General features: G+C 56.9%; 11 protein-coding genes and 1 pseudogene. 8 read left to right on the plus strand and 4 right to left on the minus strand.

Annotated elements, in window-relative coordinates:
* Positions 1 to 50: 50 nt before the first annotated feature.
* The 3 genes and pseudogenes from K7R23_RS09075 to K7R23_RS09085 all read right to left on the minus strand — a co-directional run bounded on the left by K7R23_RS09075 (position 51) and on the right by K7R23_RS09085 (position 3,885).
* A complete protein-coding gene (locus K7R23_RS09075) occupies positions 51 to 821 on the minus strand; it encodes a dimethyl sulfoxide reductase anchor subunit family protein (RefSeq protein ID WP_012907547.1) in 771 nt (256 codons plus the stop codon).
* Positions 814 to 1,440, minus strand: a complete 627-nt coding sequence (locus K7R23_RS09080) for a DMSO/selenate family reductase complex B subunit (protein WP_012907546.1) — start codon at positions 1,438 to 1,440, stop codon at positions 814 to 816. The genes K7R23_RS09075 and K7R23_RS09080 overlap by 8 nt, the downstream gene beginning before the upstream one ends.
* A gap of 13 nt (positions 1,441 to 1,453) precedes the next feature.
* A pseudogene (locus tag K7R23_RS09085) lies at positions 1,454 to 3,885 on the minus strand (DMSO/selenate family reductase complex A subunit).
* Positions 3,886 to 4,148: 263 nt separating this feature from the next.
* Here K7R23_RS09085 and K7R23_RS09090 point away from each other — a divergent pair.
* The 8 genes from K7R23_RS09090 (at position 4,149) to pmrB (ending at position 14,698) form a co-directional block, all read left to right on the plus strand.
* Positions 4,149 to 5,042, plus strand: coding sequence for a nickel/cobalt transporter (locus K7R23_RS09090; RefSeq protein WP_374952018.1), 894 nt, complete (start codon positions 4,149 to 4,151; stop codon positions 5,040 to 5,042).
* A gap of 120 nt (positions 5,043 to 5,162) precedes the next feature.
* Positions 5,163 to 6,794, plus strand: a complete 1,632-nt coding sequence (locus K7R23_RS09095) for a sensor histidine kinase (protein ID WP_012907544.1) — start codon at positions 5,163 to 5,165, stop codon at positions 6,792 to 6,794.
* Entirely contained in the window at positions 6,791 to 7,510 is a 720-nt protein-coding gene (gene dcuR / locus K7R23_RS09100; protein WP_012907543.1) for a two-component system response regulator DcuR, read from the plus strand. Before K7R23_RS09095 ends, dcuR begins: the two co-directional genes overlap by 4 nt.
* Before the next feature lie 632 nt (positions 7,511 to 8,142).
* On the plus strand, positions 8,143 to 9,483 hold the full coding sequence (dcuB, locus tag K7R23_RS09105) for an anaerobic C4-dicarboxylate transporter DcuB (RefSeq protein WP_012907542.1): 1,341 nt from the start codon (positions 8,143 to 8,145) through the stop codon (positions 9,481 to 9,483).
* A gap of 76 nt (positions 9,484 to 9,559) precedes the next feature.
* On the plus strand, positions 9,560 to 11,206 hold the full coding sequence (fumA, locus tag K7R23_RS09110; RefSeq protein WP_012907541.1) for a class I fumarate hydratase FumA: 1,647 nt from the start codon (positions 9,560 to 9,562) through the stop codon (positions 11,204 to 11,206).
* 97 nt (positions 11,207 to 11,303) lie between these two features.
* Positions 11,304 to 12,947, plus strand: coding sequence for a phosphoethanolamine transferase EptA (gene eptA, locus K7R23_RS09115; protein ID WP_012907540.1), 1,644 nt, complete (start codon positions 11,304 to 11,306; stop codon positions 12,945 to 12,947).
* On the plus strand, positions 12,944 to 13,618 hold the full coding sequence (gene basR / locus K7R23_RS09120; RefSeq protein ID WP_012907539.1) for a two-component system response regulator BasR: 675 nt from the start codon (positions 12,944 to 12,946) through the stop codon (positions 13,616 to 13,618). The genes eptA and basR overlap by 4 nt, the downstream gene beginning before the upstream one ends.
* A complete protein-coding gene (gene pmrB, locus K7R23_RS09125) occupies positions 13,619 to 14,698 on the plus strand; it encodes a two-component system sensor histidine kinase PmrB (protein WP_024132926.1) in 1,080 nt (359 codons plus the stop codon).
* On the opposite strand, the gene pmrR is transcribed toward pmrB, so the two are convergent.
* On the minus strand, positions 14,695 to 14,784 hold the full coding sequence (gene pmrR / locus K7R23_RS09130) for an LpxT activity modulator PmrR (protein WP_042623084.1): 90 nt from the start codon (positions 14,782 to 14,784) through the stop codon (positions 14,695 to 14,697). The two genes, pmrB and pmrR, sit on opposite strands and share 4 nt — an antisense overlap.
* Between the last annotated feature and the right edge of the window lie 140 nt (positions 14,785 to 14,924).

Genomic DNA, 14,924 nt, shown 5'->3' on the forward strand with positions numbered 1-14,924 from the left:
CCGCCATCCGGCACTATATCTGCCTGATGGCGCTTATCCGGCCTGAAAGGTTACATCGGCAGCGTCCAGAGATTGTAAAACGCGATGCGCCCCACCAGCTCCGCGCCGATAACCACCAGCGCCGTCGCCGCCAGCGCCGCCACGTTCGTTCTGAATCGCGCCCAGACCACAATGCCCATAACGCCCGCCGCCAGCAGTACCGCCTGCGCGGTAAACCAGCTGGCCTGAGCGGCGGTTAATACCCCGTCGGCGCTCATCAGCGTCGACATATAGCCCGGACGCAGGCAGAAGCTGACGAGGATCGCCAGCACGCTGACCAGCAGCGCCGGACGCAGACCGAACAGACCCGCCAGAATACCGCCGCCAATTAACGGCGTCAGCACCATCATCGCGGTGGTATAAGACGAGCGCCACGTCGCTACGGTCGGCAACTGATAGATCTGCGGGATCGCCAGAATAAAGACCACGCCGACAATTGCCGCCAGCCACACCAGCGCCTTACACAGCGCCACGCCACGATTCAGCAGCAACCCGAGGGAACCCAGGCCGCCCAGCGTGGCGAACACGGCGGAAAGCGCAATCTCATTGCTCATGGGCGAGTGGCCCACGCGCAGCAGCATATTTAACGCCCGCAGCGGCTGTCCAACGTGGAAGATCCCCAACAGCACGCCAACGCCGAACAGACACATCGCGGAAAACAGGCCAATCGCCATCCGCCGCGCGTCAATCTTGCCGAGCGTGCCGCCAATCAGCAGCAGAATAAACGCGCCGACCGCGCTCTGGGTAAAGACGGTAAAAAAGACCAGCGGTAACTCATGCATGACGCACCTCCCTGATGTTCATGATTGCCCCTTCCTTGTCCCCCGTCGGTCGCGCTTTCGGGTGCGGTTTAATAATCAGGTTCGGATGGGTAAATGACGCGGAGGGCAGCGGCGCGATTTCATTTTCACTGCCGTATTTCGCCCGCAGTTCATCAATCGGGCCGAAGTCCAGCGCGCGCTGAGGACAGGAGTCCACGCAGATCGGACGCAGGTTTTTCTCCAGCCGGTCGAGGCAGCCGTCACATTTACGCATTACTTTCGCCTGCGGGTCGAACTGCGGCGCGCCGTACGGGCAGCGCATTTCGCAGTAGCGGCAGCCCACGCAGACGCTGTCGTCCACCAGCACCAGACCATCTTCTTCGCGCTTATGCATCGCCCCGGTCGGGCAGCCGGAAACGCACACCGGCTCATCGCAGTGGTTACAGGCGATCGAGAGATAGTAGCTGAAGGTATCGTTATGCCAGCTTTCGCCCTCTTTCACCCAGCTGCCGCCGCCGTATTCATAGACGCGACGGAATTTCGGCCCGACATCCAGATCTTTATTATCCTTGCAGCTGACCTGGCAGGTTTTACAGCCGGAGCAGCGCGAGGAGTCAACGTAAAAGCCATACTGTTTCATTGCGGTTCACTCCTTAAGCGCGTTTGATTTCAACCAGGTTGGTATGCTGCGGATTCCCTTTCGCCAGCGGCGACGGCAGATGGCTGGTCAGGGTGTTGATGCACCCGCCGACGTCCACGCCGTTGCCATCCAGCCGGGTCCACGCCCCCTGCGGCATCGCCACCACGCCCGGCAGAATACGCTGCGTCACCTTACAAGGGATCGCCACTACGCCGCGATCGTTATACACGTGCACCAGATCGCCGGAGTTCAGCTGCCGCGCTTCGGCGTCGATCGGGTTGATCCACACCTCGTCCGGCACCGCTTCGTGCAGCATCAGTAGTTGGTGTAGGTGGAGTGGGTATGGCCTTTAGTATGAAAACCGCTCAGCTGTAGCGGATATTTCGCGGTCAGCGTTTTATTAAGATGCGACTCTTTGACGACGCAGAACTCAGGTATCGCCGGGATGCGATCGCCTTCCGGCAGCGTCCAGCTTTTCGCCAGATCCGCCAGCGCCCGGGAGTAGATCTCAATCTTTCCGGAGGGCGTGGAGAGTGGGTTCGCCCCGGCGTCGGCGCGGAAGTCGGCAAAGGCCAGGCTCTGTTTCTCCGTCGCGACGCGCTGATCGATCACGCCCATCTCTTTCGCCACCGACCACTCCGGCAGGTACGGGCGTTTTTCCCGGATCTGCTGATAGTGCAGTTCCGCCCACTGCGCCTGGGTTCTGCCTTCGGTGTACGCTTCGCGCAGCCCCAGATGCCCGGCGATGTCGGCGCAAACGTCGTAGGTGCTGCGCACTTCCCACATCGGAGTGATGGTTTTCTGAATGGCGATCATGTAGTTATGCGACCCCGCCGAGTAGGAACTGTCCACCAGATCTTCCGCTTCGAGATAGCTGGTTTCCGGCAGCAGAATATCGGCGTATTTCGCGCTCGGCGTCATATGGTTTTCAATGACGATAATGGTTTCGCACAGGCTTTCATCGGCGAGAATTTTGCGCGTGCGGTTGGTTTCGCCGTGCTGGTTCAGCAGCGTGTTCCCGGCCTGGTTGAAGAACAGCTTAATGCCGGTTTTCAGCCGCTCCGCGTTTTTGACCCCCATCGTGGTGGCGGTCATTTTTTCCGGGTTCTGAATCGCATCGGTCCACAGATAGCATGGGATAGACGTTTTCACCGGGTTGGTCAGAATCGGCAGCAACGGTACGCCATACGGCGTGCCGTACGGCCAGTTGCCGTTGTTGGTGCCCGGCAGACCGAAATGCCCGGTTAACGCCGGCAGCGTCTGAATTGCGCGCACGGTCTGTTCGCCGTTGGCGTGGCGCTGCGGCCCCCAGCCCTGGCAGATGTAGCAGGCGCGGGCTGAGGCGATATCACGCGCCAGCTGGCGAATCCGCGCCGCCGGAATACCGGTGATCTCTGCCGCCCACTCCGGCGTTTTGGCGATACCGTCATCGCCGTTGCCCAGCACATAATCTTTGTAGCTGGCGTTCGGCGCGGCCCCTTCCGGCAGGGTGCTGCTGTCGTAGCCGACGCAATATTTATTCACCTGCGCTTCGTCAATCAGTTGCTCACTAATCAGCGTATGGGCGATACCGGCCACCAGCGCGGCATCGGTGGTCGGGCGAATCGGCAGCCATTCGGCGTGTTCCGTAATCACCGAGTCGGTATAGCGCGGGTCGATAATAATCACCCGCGCTCTGGAGACTTCCAACGCGCGACGCAGCTCCTCCACCTGACCGCCGCCGGACATCCGCGTTTCTGACAGATTCAGGCCAAACAGCACCACCAGATCGGAATGGGCGACCTGGGTAAAGTGGCTGCCGACATACTTGCCGTGGGTGTAAGGCGTTGCGGTGGCGATTTGCGCGGTGGAATAGGTGTTGTGGTAGTTCAGATAGCCGCCGGTGAGGTTAAGCAGGCGCTTCCACGCTGGCGACCCCTGCGTGTGGTAGTAGGCGCCAGACTGATAATTATAGTAAATGGCTTCCCGGCCATATTTTTCGCTGACGCGCTTCATTTCCGCAGCGATAAAGGCGGTCGCCTCATCCCAGGAAATGCGTTTGAATTTCCCTTCGCCGCGTTTGCCGACGCGCTTCATCGGATATTTAATGCGATCCGGACTATAAACGCGCCAGCGGCTGGAGCGCCCGCGCAGGCAGGGGCGAATCTGGTGTTCGCCAAATACCGCGTCATCCTTCGCGTCTTCCGGTTCAATACGCACAATACGGTCGTCTTTGACGATCACCTTCAGCGGACAGCGGCTGCCGCAGTTGACCAGGCACGCGCTGTGGCGGACGGTTTCGCCATTTTCAGCCGGAGCCGGGGAAGAAGGGGCCTGCGCATGCGCAGCGGTAGAGAAAGGTAAGGTAATCGCGTTACTCAGGGCGACGGCAGCGCCGACTTTTGCCGTACCGGTCACGGCGTCTCGTCGGGACAGCCTGGCGTTGAGCCACTTGTTTATTTCCATGTTAAATTTCCCACATTGCGTCCATACTTATTATTAATAAGTAAGCGATTATCATCATAAAGTAGTATGGCAGTTAGGCGCTTGACGCCGATCAAGCGAAAAATGGTCGAAGAGTAACCAGCGCTGCGCCGCTTAGCGCAACGTTTTCCTTTATTGTCTGACCGCAGTTATACTTTTTGCAGTATTCATCACCAGGCGAAATTATGTCCCTGTTAAGAGCAGCCCCTTCCCTGCGCCTGTCGCTGGCTGGCATCCTGACCCTGATGCTGTTTGCCGTCGGCTATACCCTGCATATGCATTGGGGCGCGTTTATTCAGTGGTGTCTGGCGGCGCAAATCACCCTGCACCGTTATCTGGTGATGTATCTGCTACAGCTCAACAACCACCAGTACAGCGGCGGGTTCTGGCTGCTGACCGGCGCGTTTCTGTATGGCGTGCTGCATGCCATCGGTCCGGGGCACGGGAAATTTATTGTCACTACCTATCTGAGCACCAATAAGGAAAGCCTGCTGGCCGCGCGGGTTGTGCCGTTTGTCGGCAGTCTGATGCAGGGGGTGAGCGCAATTCTGTTTGTGTTTATTCTGGCGATTGGCTTTAACCTCGCCTCCGGCGATCTCAGCACCAGCCGCTGGTATGTGGAAAAAATCAGCGCCGTGCTGATCGGCAGCTTTGGCGCGTTTCTGATCTATCAGGCGCTGAAAAGTCTGCGCCCACATCCCGTCGTCTTCACCCGCTTCACCCCACAGCATTCGCACAGCGAAAAGTGCGGCTGCGGTCATCACGGCGTGGGCCGCGATCTCGCCGACAGCAGATGGAAAACGCGCCTGGGGGTGATCCTCGCCATCGGCGCCCGTCCCTGCAGCGGCGCAATCATGATCCTGCTCTTTTCCAACGCCCTCGGCATTGTCAGCTGGGGCATTGCGGCAGTGATGACAATGTCCTTCGGCACCGCGCTGTCGATCATGGGGCTGTCGCTGGCGGTGCGCTACGCGCGTAACCGGACGCTGGCGTGGTTCGATAATGGCTCCACGCTGCAATGGCTTGCCCCGGCGGCGAAAATCGTCGGCGGCGTAGTGCTGATACTGTTTGCCGCCGTCCTGTTCCTGACGGTGATCCCCATCAGCGCTAACGGCGATTATATTGCCGCCGGCTGCTGAGCCAGACGGGAAAAAAATTATCTGATAATCGCGCGCCTGCTACGCCGATCGATCCTGGCGCCTTTGAATTACGCCTCTCAATAGGGATAATACCGACTCGAATGTCAATCCGGGACCACCATGAGATATCCCCTGCCCTGCCGCAAGCTACGCAAAAGACCGATGAAACTCGGTACGACGGTGATTTTAATGGTCAGCGCCGTGCTGTTTTCCGTCCTGCTGGTGGTCCATCTGATTTACTTTTCCCAAATCAGCCGCATGACGAGTGATGCGCTGGCGGATAAAGCGCTGGCGGTGGCCCGCGCGCTGGCCGATTCGCCGGATATTCGCCAGGGGCTGATGAAAAAGCCGGAAGAGAGCGGGATTCAGGCGATTGCCGAAGCGGTGCGCAAGCGAAACGATATGCTGTTCATCGTCGTTACCGACATGAACAGCCTGCGCTATTCCCATCCGGAGGCCCAGCGTATTGGCCAGCCGTTCAAAGGCGACGATATTTTGCTGGCGCTGGATGGCAAAGAGAATGTCGCCATCAACCGTGGCTTTCTCGCCAAAGCGCTACGCGTGTTTACGCCGGTTTATGACGACCAGCACCGGCAGATAGGCGTGGTGTCGATAGGTCTGGAGCTAAGCCGGGTCACCGAGCAGATCAACAACAGCCGCGGCAGCATCATCTGGTCGGTGCTCTTTGGCGTGCTGGTCGGCCTGCTGGGCACGTGGGCGCTGGTGAAAGTGCTTAAGCGGATCCTGTTCGGGCTGGAACCCTATGAAATCTCCACCCTGTTTGAACAGCGCCAGGCGATGTTGCAGTCGATAAAAGAAGGGGTGATTGCCGTTGACGATAACGGCGAAGTCACGCTTATCAACCACGCCGCGCAGGAGCTGCTGAACTACCGTAAGTCGCAGGATGATGCCCAGCTTTCCACCCTGAGCCACGCGTGGGCGCAGGTGGTGGATTTAAGCGACGTCCTGCGCGACGGCACGCCGCATCGCGACGAAGAGATCAACATCAAAGACCGGCTGCTGTTGATTAACACCGTTCCGGTACGCAGCAACGGCAACATTATTGGCGCGATCTCGACCTTCAGGGATAAAACCGAAGTCCGCCAGCTGATGCAGCGGCTGGACGGCATGGAGAACTACGCCGACTCACTCCGTGAACGATCCCACGAATTCATGAATAAATTACATGTGATTCTCGGTTTGTTACATCTGAAGAGTTATGAGCAGCTTGAAGAGTATATTATTAAGACAGCGAATAACTATCAGGAAGAGATCGGCTCGCTGTTGGGCAAAATAAAATCACCGGTGATCGCGGGATTTTTACTCAGTAAGATTAATCGCACCTCCGATTCAGGGCATAAGCTGCTGATTAGCCACGACAGCCAGGTACCGGACAGCGGCAATGAAAATCAGGTTGCGGTATTAATTACCGTACTGGGAAATTTGATCGAAAACGCGCTCGATGCCTTAGCGCAACAGCCCGACGGTGAAATTAGCGTCTCCTTATACTATCGCAACGGCTGGCTACACTGTGAAGTCAACGATGACGGTCCTGGCATCGAGCCGGACCGTATCGACGCTATTTTTGCTAAAGGCGTCTCGTCTAAAGGAACTGGACGCGGCGTTGGTTTAGCGCTTGTTAAACAACAAGTTGAAAGTCTTGGCGGCAATATTTCCGTGGAATCCGAACCCGGCGTTTACACACAATTTTTCGTACAGATCCCCTGGGATGGGGAGAGGGCCAGCACATGATCAATGTCTTTATTATCGATGACGATGCGATGGTCGCGGAGTTAAATCGCCGCTATGTCGCGCAGATCCCCGGTTTTCAGTGCTGTGGCACCGCCTCTACGCTTACCCAGGCCAAAGAGGTTATTTTCGAGAGCGATACGCACATCGATCTGATTTTGCTGGATATTTATCTGCAAAAAGAGAGTGGACTGGATCTGCTGCCGCAGCTGCACGCGGCCGGCTGTAAAAGCGACGTGATCGTGATCTCCTCTGCTGCCGACGCCGCCACCATCAAGGACTCCCTGCACTACGGTGTCGTTGACTACTTGATCAAGCCGTTCCAGGCGTCGCGCTTTGCAGAAGCGCTCACCGGCTGGCTGCAAAAGAAACGGGACATGGATAAGCACCAGTATTATGAACAGTCTGAGCTTGACCAGCTGATTCACGGCAGCGCTTCCCACGAGCAGGACGCCCGTCGCCTGCCGAAAGGCTTAACGCCGCAAACGCTGCGCACGCTGTGCCAGTGGATTGACGCCCATCAGGACTATGAGTTTTCCACCGATGAACTGGCGAATGCGGTGAATATCTCCCGCGTCTCCTGTCGTAAATACCTTATCTGGCTGGTTAACTGTCATATTCTGTTTACCAGCATCCATTATGGCGTAACGGGACGTCCGGTATACCGCTACCGTATTCAGGCTGAACATTATTCTTTACTTAAGCAATATTGTCAGTAGACGCCAACGGCGCTGCTGCGGATTATTTCGTTATATATTGGTAACAATTATTACAATAATGAAAAATTAATAACGTTGCGGCCGGCGCGAGAAAATTCGTAAATTGTGCCAGATCAAATATATTAACTATCCACCTTCGCGTCCTCTGGGTTATTATTGCCGGGCGTCACATTGTTTTTAATTTCAAAAACGCTAACAAAAGTTAATAAAGTATTAACTGACTGATGGAGTCTGTATTTTTAACCAAAAAGGAGTAGTCTGGAAATATCGACGGACAGATAAAAAATATAAACAGCGGCAAAGGCGTTCATGCCGCGACTCAGGGACAAGCGCATTTTGTGAGCAGAAAAGATGTTCATCTATTTCAATACAATAGAAAAAGAAGCGCCAGGACGGCTTCTGCCTTCCTTTTTCAAACCTGCCCATCGCCAGGGAGCGCGGCTTCCTGAAAACATCAAATTAGTCGATAAGAATTTCTCTGCGCGCAATGAAAATTCTTATTCAATGTTCACAAATTAATCACGCTTTTAAACGAAACGCATATTCGCCAGGCTCTGCACCCAATTCACAAAAAACAGAACATGGCTGTGATCTATTTATCAAAATTGATTGTTTTTCGCGAGGGTAAATAAATGCTATTTAGTATACAACTTATCATAATATTAATATGTTTGTTTTATGGCGCCAGGAAAGGCGGTATCGCGCTGGGTCTGTTAGGCGGTATCGGCCTGGTCATTCTGGTTTTCGTTTTCCACCTCCAGCCGGGTAAACCGCCGGTTGACGTTATGCTGGTCATCATCGCGGTGGTCGCGGCCTCGGCAACGCTACAGGCCTCCGGGGGTCTGGACGTGATGCTGCAGATCGCCGAAAAAATGCTGCGCCGCAACCCGAAATATGTCTCCATCGTCGCGCCGTTCGTGACCTGTACGCTGACAATCCTCTGCGGTACGGGCCACGTGGTGTACACCATCCTGCCGATCATCTACGACGTGGCGATTAAAAACAACATTCGTCCGGAACGTCCGATGGCCGCCAGCTCTATCGGCGCGCAGATGGGGATTATCGCCAGCCCGGTTTCCGTAGCGGTCGTCTCGCTGGTCGCCATGCTGGGCAACTTTACCTTCAACGGCAGACACCTCGAGTTCCTCGACCTGCTCTCCATCACCATACCGTCCACACTGCTGGGTATCCTGGCGATCGGTATTTTCAGCTGGTTCCGCGGTAAAGATCTGGATAAAGACGAAGCGTTCCAGAAGTTCATCTCCGTTCCGGAAAACCATCACTACGTCTATGGCGACACCGCGACGCTACTGGACAAAAAGCTGCCGAAGAGCAACTGGCTGGCGATGTGGATCTTCCTCGCGGCTATTGCCGTCGTCGCGCTGCTGGGCGCCTTCTCTGAACTGCGTCCGGTCTTTAACGGTAAACCGCTGTCGATGGTTCTGGTCATTCAGATGTTTATGCTGCTGACCGGCGCGTTAATTATTATCCTGACCAAAACCAATCCCGCGTCTATCTCAAAAAACGAGGTCTTCCGCTCAGGTATGATCGCCATTGTGGCGGTATACGGTATCGCCTGGATGGCGGAAACAATGTTCGGCGCGCATCTGTCTGAGATCGAAGGCGTGCTGGGCAACATGGTGAAAGAGTATCCGTGGGCCTACGCGATCGTGCTGCTGCTGGTTTCCAAGTTTGTTAACTCGCAGGCCGCGGCGCTGGCGGCAGTGGTCCCACTGGCGCTGGCCATCGGCGTCGATCCGGCGTATATCGTGGCGTCCGCGCCGGCGTGCTACGGCTACTATATTCTGCCGACCTACCCGAGCGATCTGGCGGCGATTCAGTTCGACCGCTCCGGCACCACCCACATTGGTCGCTTCGTCATTAACCACAGCTTTATTCTGCCGGGGTTGATTGGCGTAAGCGTATCCTGCGTGTTTGGCTGGATCTTCGCCGCCATGTACGGATTCCTGTAAAGGCATCCCGCGTGCCGCTCGTCGCCGGGCGGCACGCCACTTATAATATTCAGAAAAATCAACAGGCTGGAAGCACATGTCAAATAAAGAGTTCTTTTATCAGGCGCCTTTCCCGATGGGGGAAGACAAAACAGAGTATTACCTGCTCACCTCCGACTACGTCAGCGTGAGCGAGTTCGAAGGAGAATCCATCCTGAAGGTCGAGCCGCAGGCCCTGACGCTGCTGGCGCAGCAAGCCTTCCACGACGCCTCTTTCCTGCTCCGCCCTGAACATCAGCAACAAGTCACCTCCATTCTCCACGACCCCGAAGCCAGCGAAAACGACAAATACGTCGCCCTGCAGTTCCTGAGAAACTCCGAAATCGCCGCCAAAGGCATTCTGCCGACCTGCCAGGATACCGGCACCGCGATTATCGTCGGTAAAAAAGGGCAGCGCGTCTGGACCGGCGGCGGTGACGAAGCGGCCCTGTCCCGCGGCGTATATAACACCTATATTGAGGACAACCTGCGCTACTCGCAGAACGCGGCACTGGATATGTACAAGGAAGTGAACACCGGCACCAACCTGCCGGCGCAGATCGACCTGTATTCCGTCGACGGCGACGAGTACAAATTCCTCTGCGTAGCGAAGGGCGGCGGTTCCGCAAACAAAACCTATCTTTACCAGGAAACCAAAGCGCTGCTCACCCCCGGCAAGCTGAAAAACTTCCTCGTTGAGAAGATGCGCACGCTCGGCACCGCGGCCTGCCCGCCGTACCATATCGCCTTTGTGATTGGCGGCACCTCAGCGGAAAGTACGCTGAAAACCGTCAAGCTCGCCAGTACGCACTATTACGACGGTCTGCCAACCGAAGGCAACGAGCACGGCCAGGCATTCCGCGATACGCAGCTGGAGCAGGAACTGCTGGCGGAAGCGCAAAAACTGGGCCTCGGCGCGCAGTTCGGCGGCAAATATTTCGCCCATGATATCCGCGTGATCCGTCTGCCGCGCCACGGCGCGTCCTGCCCGGTAGGGATGGGCGTCTCCTGCTCCGCCGATCGTAACATTAAGGCGAAGATCAACCGCGAAGGGATCTGGATCGAAAAACTGGAGCACAATCCGGGCCGCTACATTCCAGAAGCCCTGCGTCAGGCAGGCGAAGGCGACGTGGTGAAGGTAGACCTCAACCGTCCGATGAAAGAGATCTTAGCCCAGCTTTCGCAGTATCCGGTCTCCACGCGCCTGTCGCTGACCGGGACCATTATCGTGGGTCGCGACATTGCCCACGCGAAGCTGAAAGAGCGCATCGAGTCCGGCGAAGGGCTGCCGCAGTACATCAAAGATCACCCAATCTACTATGCCGGACCGGCGAAAACCCCGGCGGGCTATCCGTCCGGTTCGTTAGGCCCGACCACCGCAGGCCGCATGGACTCTTACGTCGATCTGCTACAGTCTCACGGCGGCAGCATGATCATGCTGGCAAAGGGCAACCGCAGCCAACAGGTGACCGACGCCTGCCACAAACACGGCGGTTTCTATCTGGGCAGCATCGGCGGCCCGGCGGCGGTACTGGCGCAGCAGAGCATCAAACATCTGGAGTGCGTGGAGTATCCGGAACTGGGTATGGAAGCGATCTGGAAAATCGAAGTGGAAGACTTCCCGGCGTTTATCCTTGTGGATGACAAAGGCAACGACTTCTTCCAGCAAATCGTCAGCAAACAGTGCGCTAACTGCGCGAAGTAATCCCGGCCTCCCTGCACAAGCCAACCTTAAGTTCTTAAGGTTGGCTTAATTTTACTCTGCGAAGATCGGCGCGACTTCGTTGATGGACTTCACCACCATGTTAAAGCGCCTGTTCAAAAGACCCTCTCTCAGACTGCTCGCCTGGCTGCTGCTGGTTTCGTTTTATCTTGCCGTTGGCCTGAATATCGCCTTTTATCAGCAGCTCATACAGGATCTGCCGCTGGACTCCCTGCGCAACGTGCTGGTCTTTCTGTCGATGCCGCTGGTAGCGTTTAGCGCGATCAATATCGTTCTGTCGCTGGCCTCGTTTCTCTGGCTGCACAGGCCGCTGGCCTGTCTGTTTATTCTGGCGGGCGCAGCGGCGCAGTATTTCATTCTGACCTACGGCATCATTATCGATCGCTCAATGATCGCCAATATGATGGATACCACCCCCGCCGAAACGTTCGCCCTGCTCACGCCGCAGATGGCGCTCACGCTCGGCCTGAGCGGGATCGCCGCCGCCGTTATCGCCTGCTGGATTAAAATCAAACCGGCTTCATCCGCGCTGCGCGGCGTACTGTGGCGCAGCGTCAGCATCATCGCTTCCGTATTGCTGATAGCGCTGGTCGCCGCCTGCTTTTATAAGGATTACGCCTCGCTGTTTCGTAATAATAAACAGCTGGTGAAGGCGCTCAGCCCCTCGAACAGCCTGGTAGCCTCGTGGTCGTGGTACTCGCACGAAAGGCTGGCGAATCTGCCGCTGGTGCGCATTGGCGAAGACGCCCATCGCAACCCGCATATGGCGGCGGGTGAGCGCAAAAACCTGACCATTCTCATCGTCGGCGAAACCTCGCGGGCGGCCAATTTCTCTCTTGGGGGCTACCCGCGGGAAACCAACCCGCGGCTGGCGCAGGATAATGTGATCTATTTCGCGCATACCACCTCCTGCGGCACCGCCACCGCCGTCTCCGTCCCCTGCATGTTCTCCGGAATGCCACGCAAGCATTATGACGCGGAGCTGGCGCACCATCAGGAAGGCCTGCTGGATATTATTCAGCGCGCGGGCATAAACGTGCTGTGGAACGACAACGACGGCGGCTGCAAAGGCGCGTGCGATCGCGTGCCGCACCAGAACGTCACCGCCCTCAATCTGAAGGGACAGTGTATTGACGGCGAATGCTATGACGAGGTGCTGTTCCACGGTCTGGAGGAGTACATCAGCCATTTGCAGGGCGACGGGGTGATTGTGCTGCACACCATCGGCAGCCACGGTCCGACCTACTACAACCGCTACCCGCCGCAGTTCAGGCAATTTACCCCAACCTGCGACAGCAACGAAATCCAGACCTGCTCACAGCAGCAGCTGGTGAATACTTATGATAATACCGTGCGCTATGTCGACTATATTATTGATAAAGCAATTAATATCCTGAAAGCGCACCAGGACAGGTTCACCACCAGCCTGGTCTATCTTTCCGACCACGGCGAGTCGCTGGGGGAAGATGGCGTTTATCTGCACGGCCTGCCTTACGCCATTGCGCCACAGACGCAAAAACAGGTGCCGATGCTGCTGTGGCTGTCGCCGGATTATCAGCAGCGCTACGGCGTAAATGCGGACTGCCTGCAACAGCTGGCGCGCACGCAGGATTACTCGCAGGACAACCTTTTTTCAACCATGCTGGGACTGACCGGCGTGCAGACCACGCAGTACCGGGCCGCTGATGACATCCTGCGGCCTTGCAGGAGAATCGCTGAATGAAAATATTGATTGTGGAAGACGATACGCTGTTGTTGCAGGGACTGATCCTGGCGGCGCAAACGGAAGGGTACGCCTGCGACGGCGTCTCTACCGCCCGCGCGGCGGAGCAATGTCTGGAGAGCGGCCACTACAGTCTGGTGGTGCTGGACCTCGGCCTGCCGGATGAAGACGGCCTGCACTTCCTGGCGCGTATCCGGCAGAAAAAATATACCCTGCCGGTGCTGATCCTGACCGCCCGCGACACCCTTACCGACAAAATTTCCGGGCTGGACGTCGGCGCCGACGACTATCTGGTAAAACCCTTCGCGCTGGAGGAGCTGCACGCCCGCATCCGCGCGCTGCTGCGCCGCCATCATAATCAGGGCGAAAGCGAACTGACGGTCGGCGATTTGACCCTCAATATGGGACGTCGGCAGGTGTGGAAAGCGGGTGAAGAGCTGGTGCTCACGCCAAAAGAGTACGCCCTGCTCTCAAGGCTGATGCTGAAGGCCGGTAGCCCGGTGCATCGGGAAATTCTCTATAACGACATTTATAACTGGGACAACGAACCTTCCACCAACACCCTGGAAGTGCATATTCATAATCTGCGCGACAAGGTCGGCAAGTCGCGTATTCGCACCGTGCGCGGCTTTGGCTATATGCTGGTGGCGACCGCAACGGAGGAAAGCTAATTGAAGCTGACGCGTTTTCTGCACCGCCCCATGACCCTGCGCCAGAGGCTGATGTTGACTATCGGCCTGATTCTGCTGGTTTTCCAGCTTATCAGCACCTTCTGGCTCTGGCACGAAAGCACCGAACAGATTCAGCTTTTTGAACAGGCGCTGCGGGATAACCGTAACAACGACCGCCACATTATGCATGAAATCCGCGAGGCGGTCGCCAGCCTGATTGTCCCCGGCGTGTTTATGGTCAGCCTGACGCTGCTGATTTGTTATCAGGCGGTGCGGCGCATTACCCGTCCGCTCGCCACTCTGCAAAAGGAGCTGGAGACCCGCACGGCGGATAACCTGACGCCTGTCGACATCCGTAGCTCAACACTCGAAATAGAAGCGGTGGTTTCCGCGCTCAATCAGCTGGTGCACCGGCTGACCACGACCCTCGAAAACGAACGGCTGTTTACCGCCGACGTGGCGCACGAACTGCGCACGCCGCTGGCCGGGGTGCGCCTGCACCTGGAACTGCTGTCAAAGGCGCACAATATCGACGTCGCGCCGCTGGTGGCGCGGCTGGACCAGATGATGGACAGCGTCTCGCAGCTGTTGCAGCTCGCCCGCGTCGGCCAGTCATTCTCATCGGGAAATTATCAGCAGGTCCGGCTGCTGGAGGATGTGATTCTGCCCTCCCGGGATGAGCTGAGCGCGATGCTCAGGCAGCGCGAGCAGACGTTGCTGCTGCCGCAAGCGTGCGATGAAGTAATGGTCAAAGGTGACGCCACGCTGTTGCGTATGCTGCTGCGCAATCTGGTGGAAAACGCCCACCGCTACAGCCCGCAGGGGACGACGATAAGTATCACGTTATGCGCAGAGAAGCAGGCGGTGATGGGAGTTGAGGATCAGGGGCCGGGGATTGATGAGAGCAAGTGCGGCGAATTAAGCAAAGCCTTTGTGCGCATGGACAGCCGTTTTGGCGGCATCGGGCTGGGATTAAGCATTGTCAGCCGCATCACGCAGCTGCATCGCGGACAGTTCTTTCTGCAAAACCGCGCCGACGCCACGGGCACCCGCGCGTCGGTGGTGCTGGAGAAGGTTTAGTAGGTGGTCACCCAGATGTACAGGAAGCTGCTGACCACCAGAACGCTGAATATTGTTGTCAGACTTTCACAGATACGTTTTTTCATCACACTCTCCTCCGGAAAACAGAGAAGAGTATGCCCGCGTGAGATTAAGTAAACCTTAAGGCGCCCTGCCGGATGGCGGCTTACGCCTTATCCGGCCTACTCATCGAACGCTTCTCCTGGAGGTCGGCACCCGTAGGCCT

It is taken from the genome of Citrobacter rodentium NBRC 105723 = DSM 16636 (assembly GCF_021278985.1).
Taxonomy (GTDB): Bacteria; Pseudomonadota; Gammaproteobacteria; order Enterobacterales; family Enterobacteriaceae; genus Citrobacter_A; species Citrobacter_A rodentium.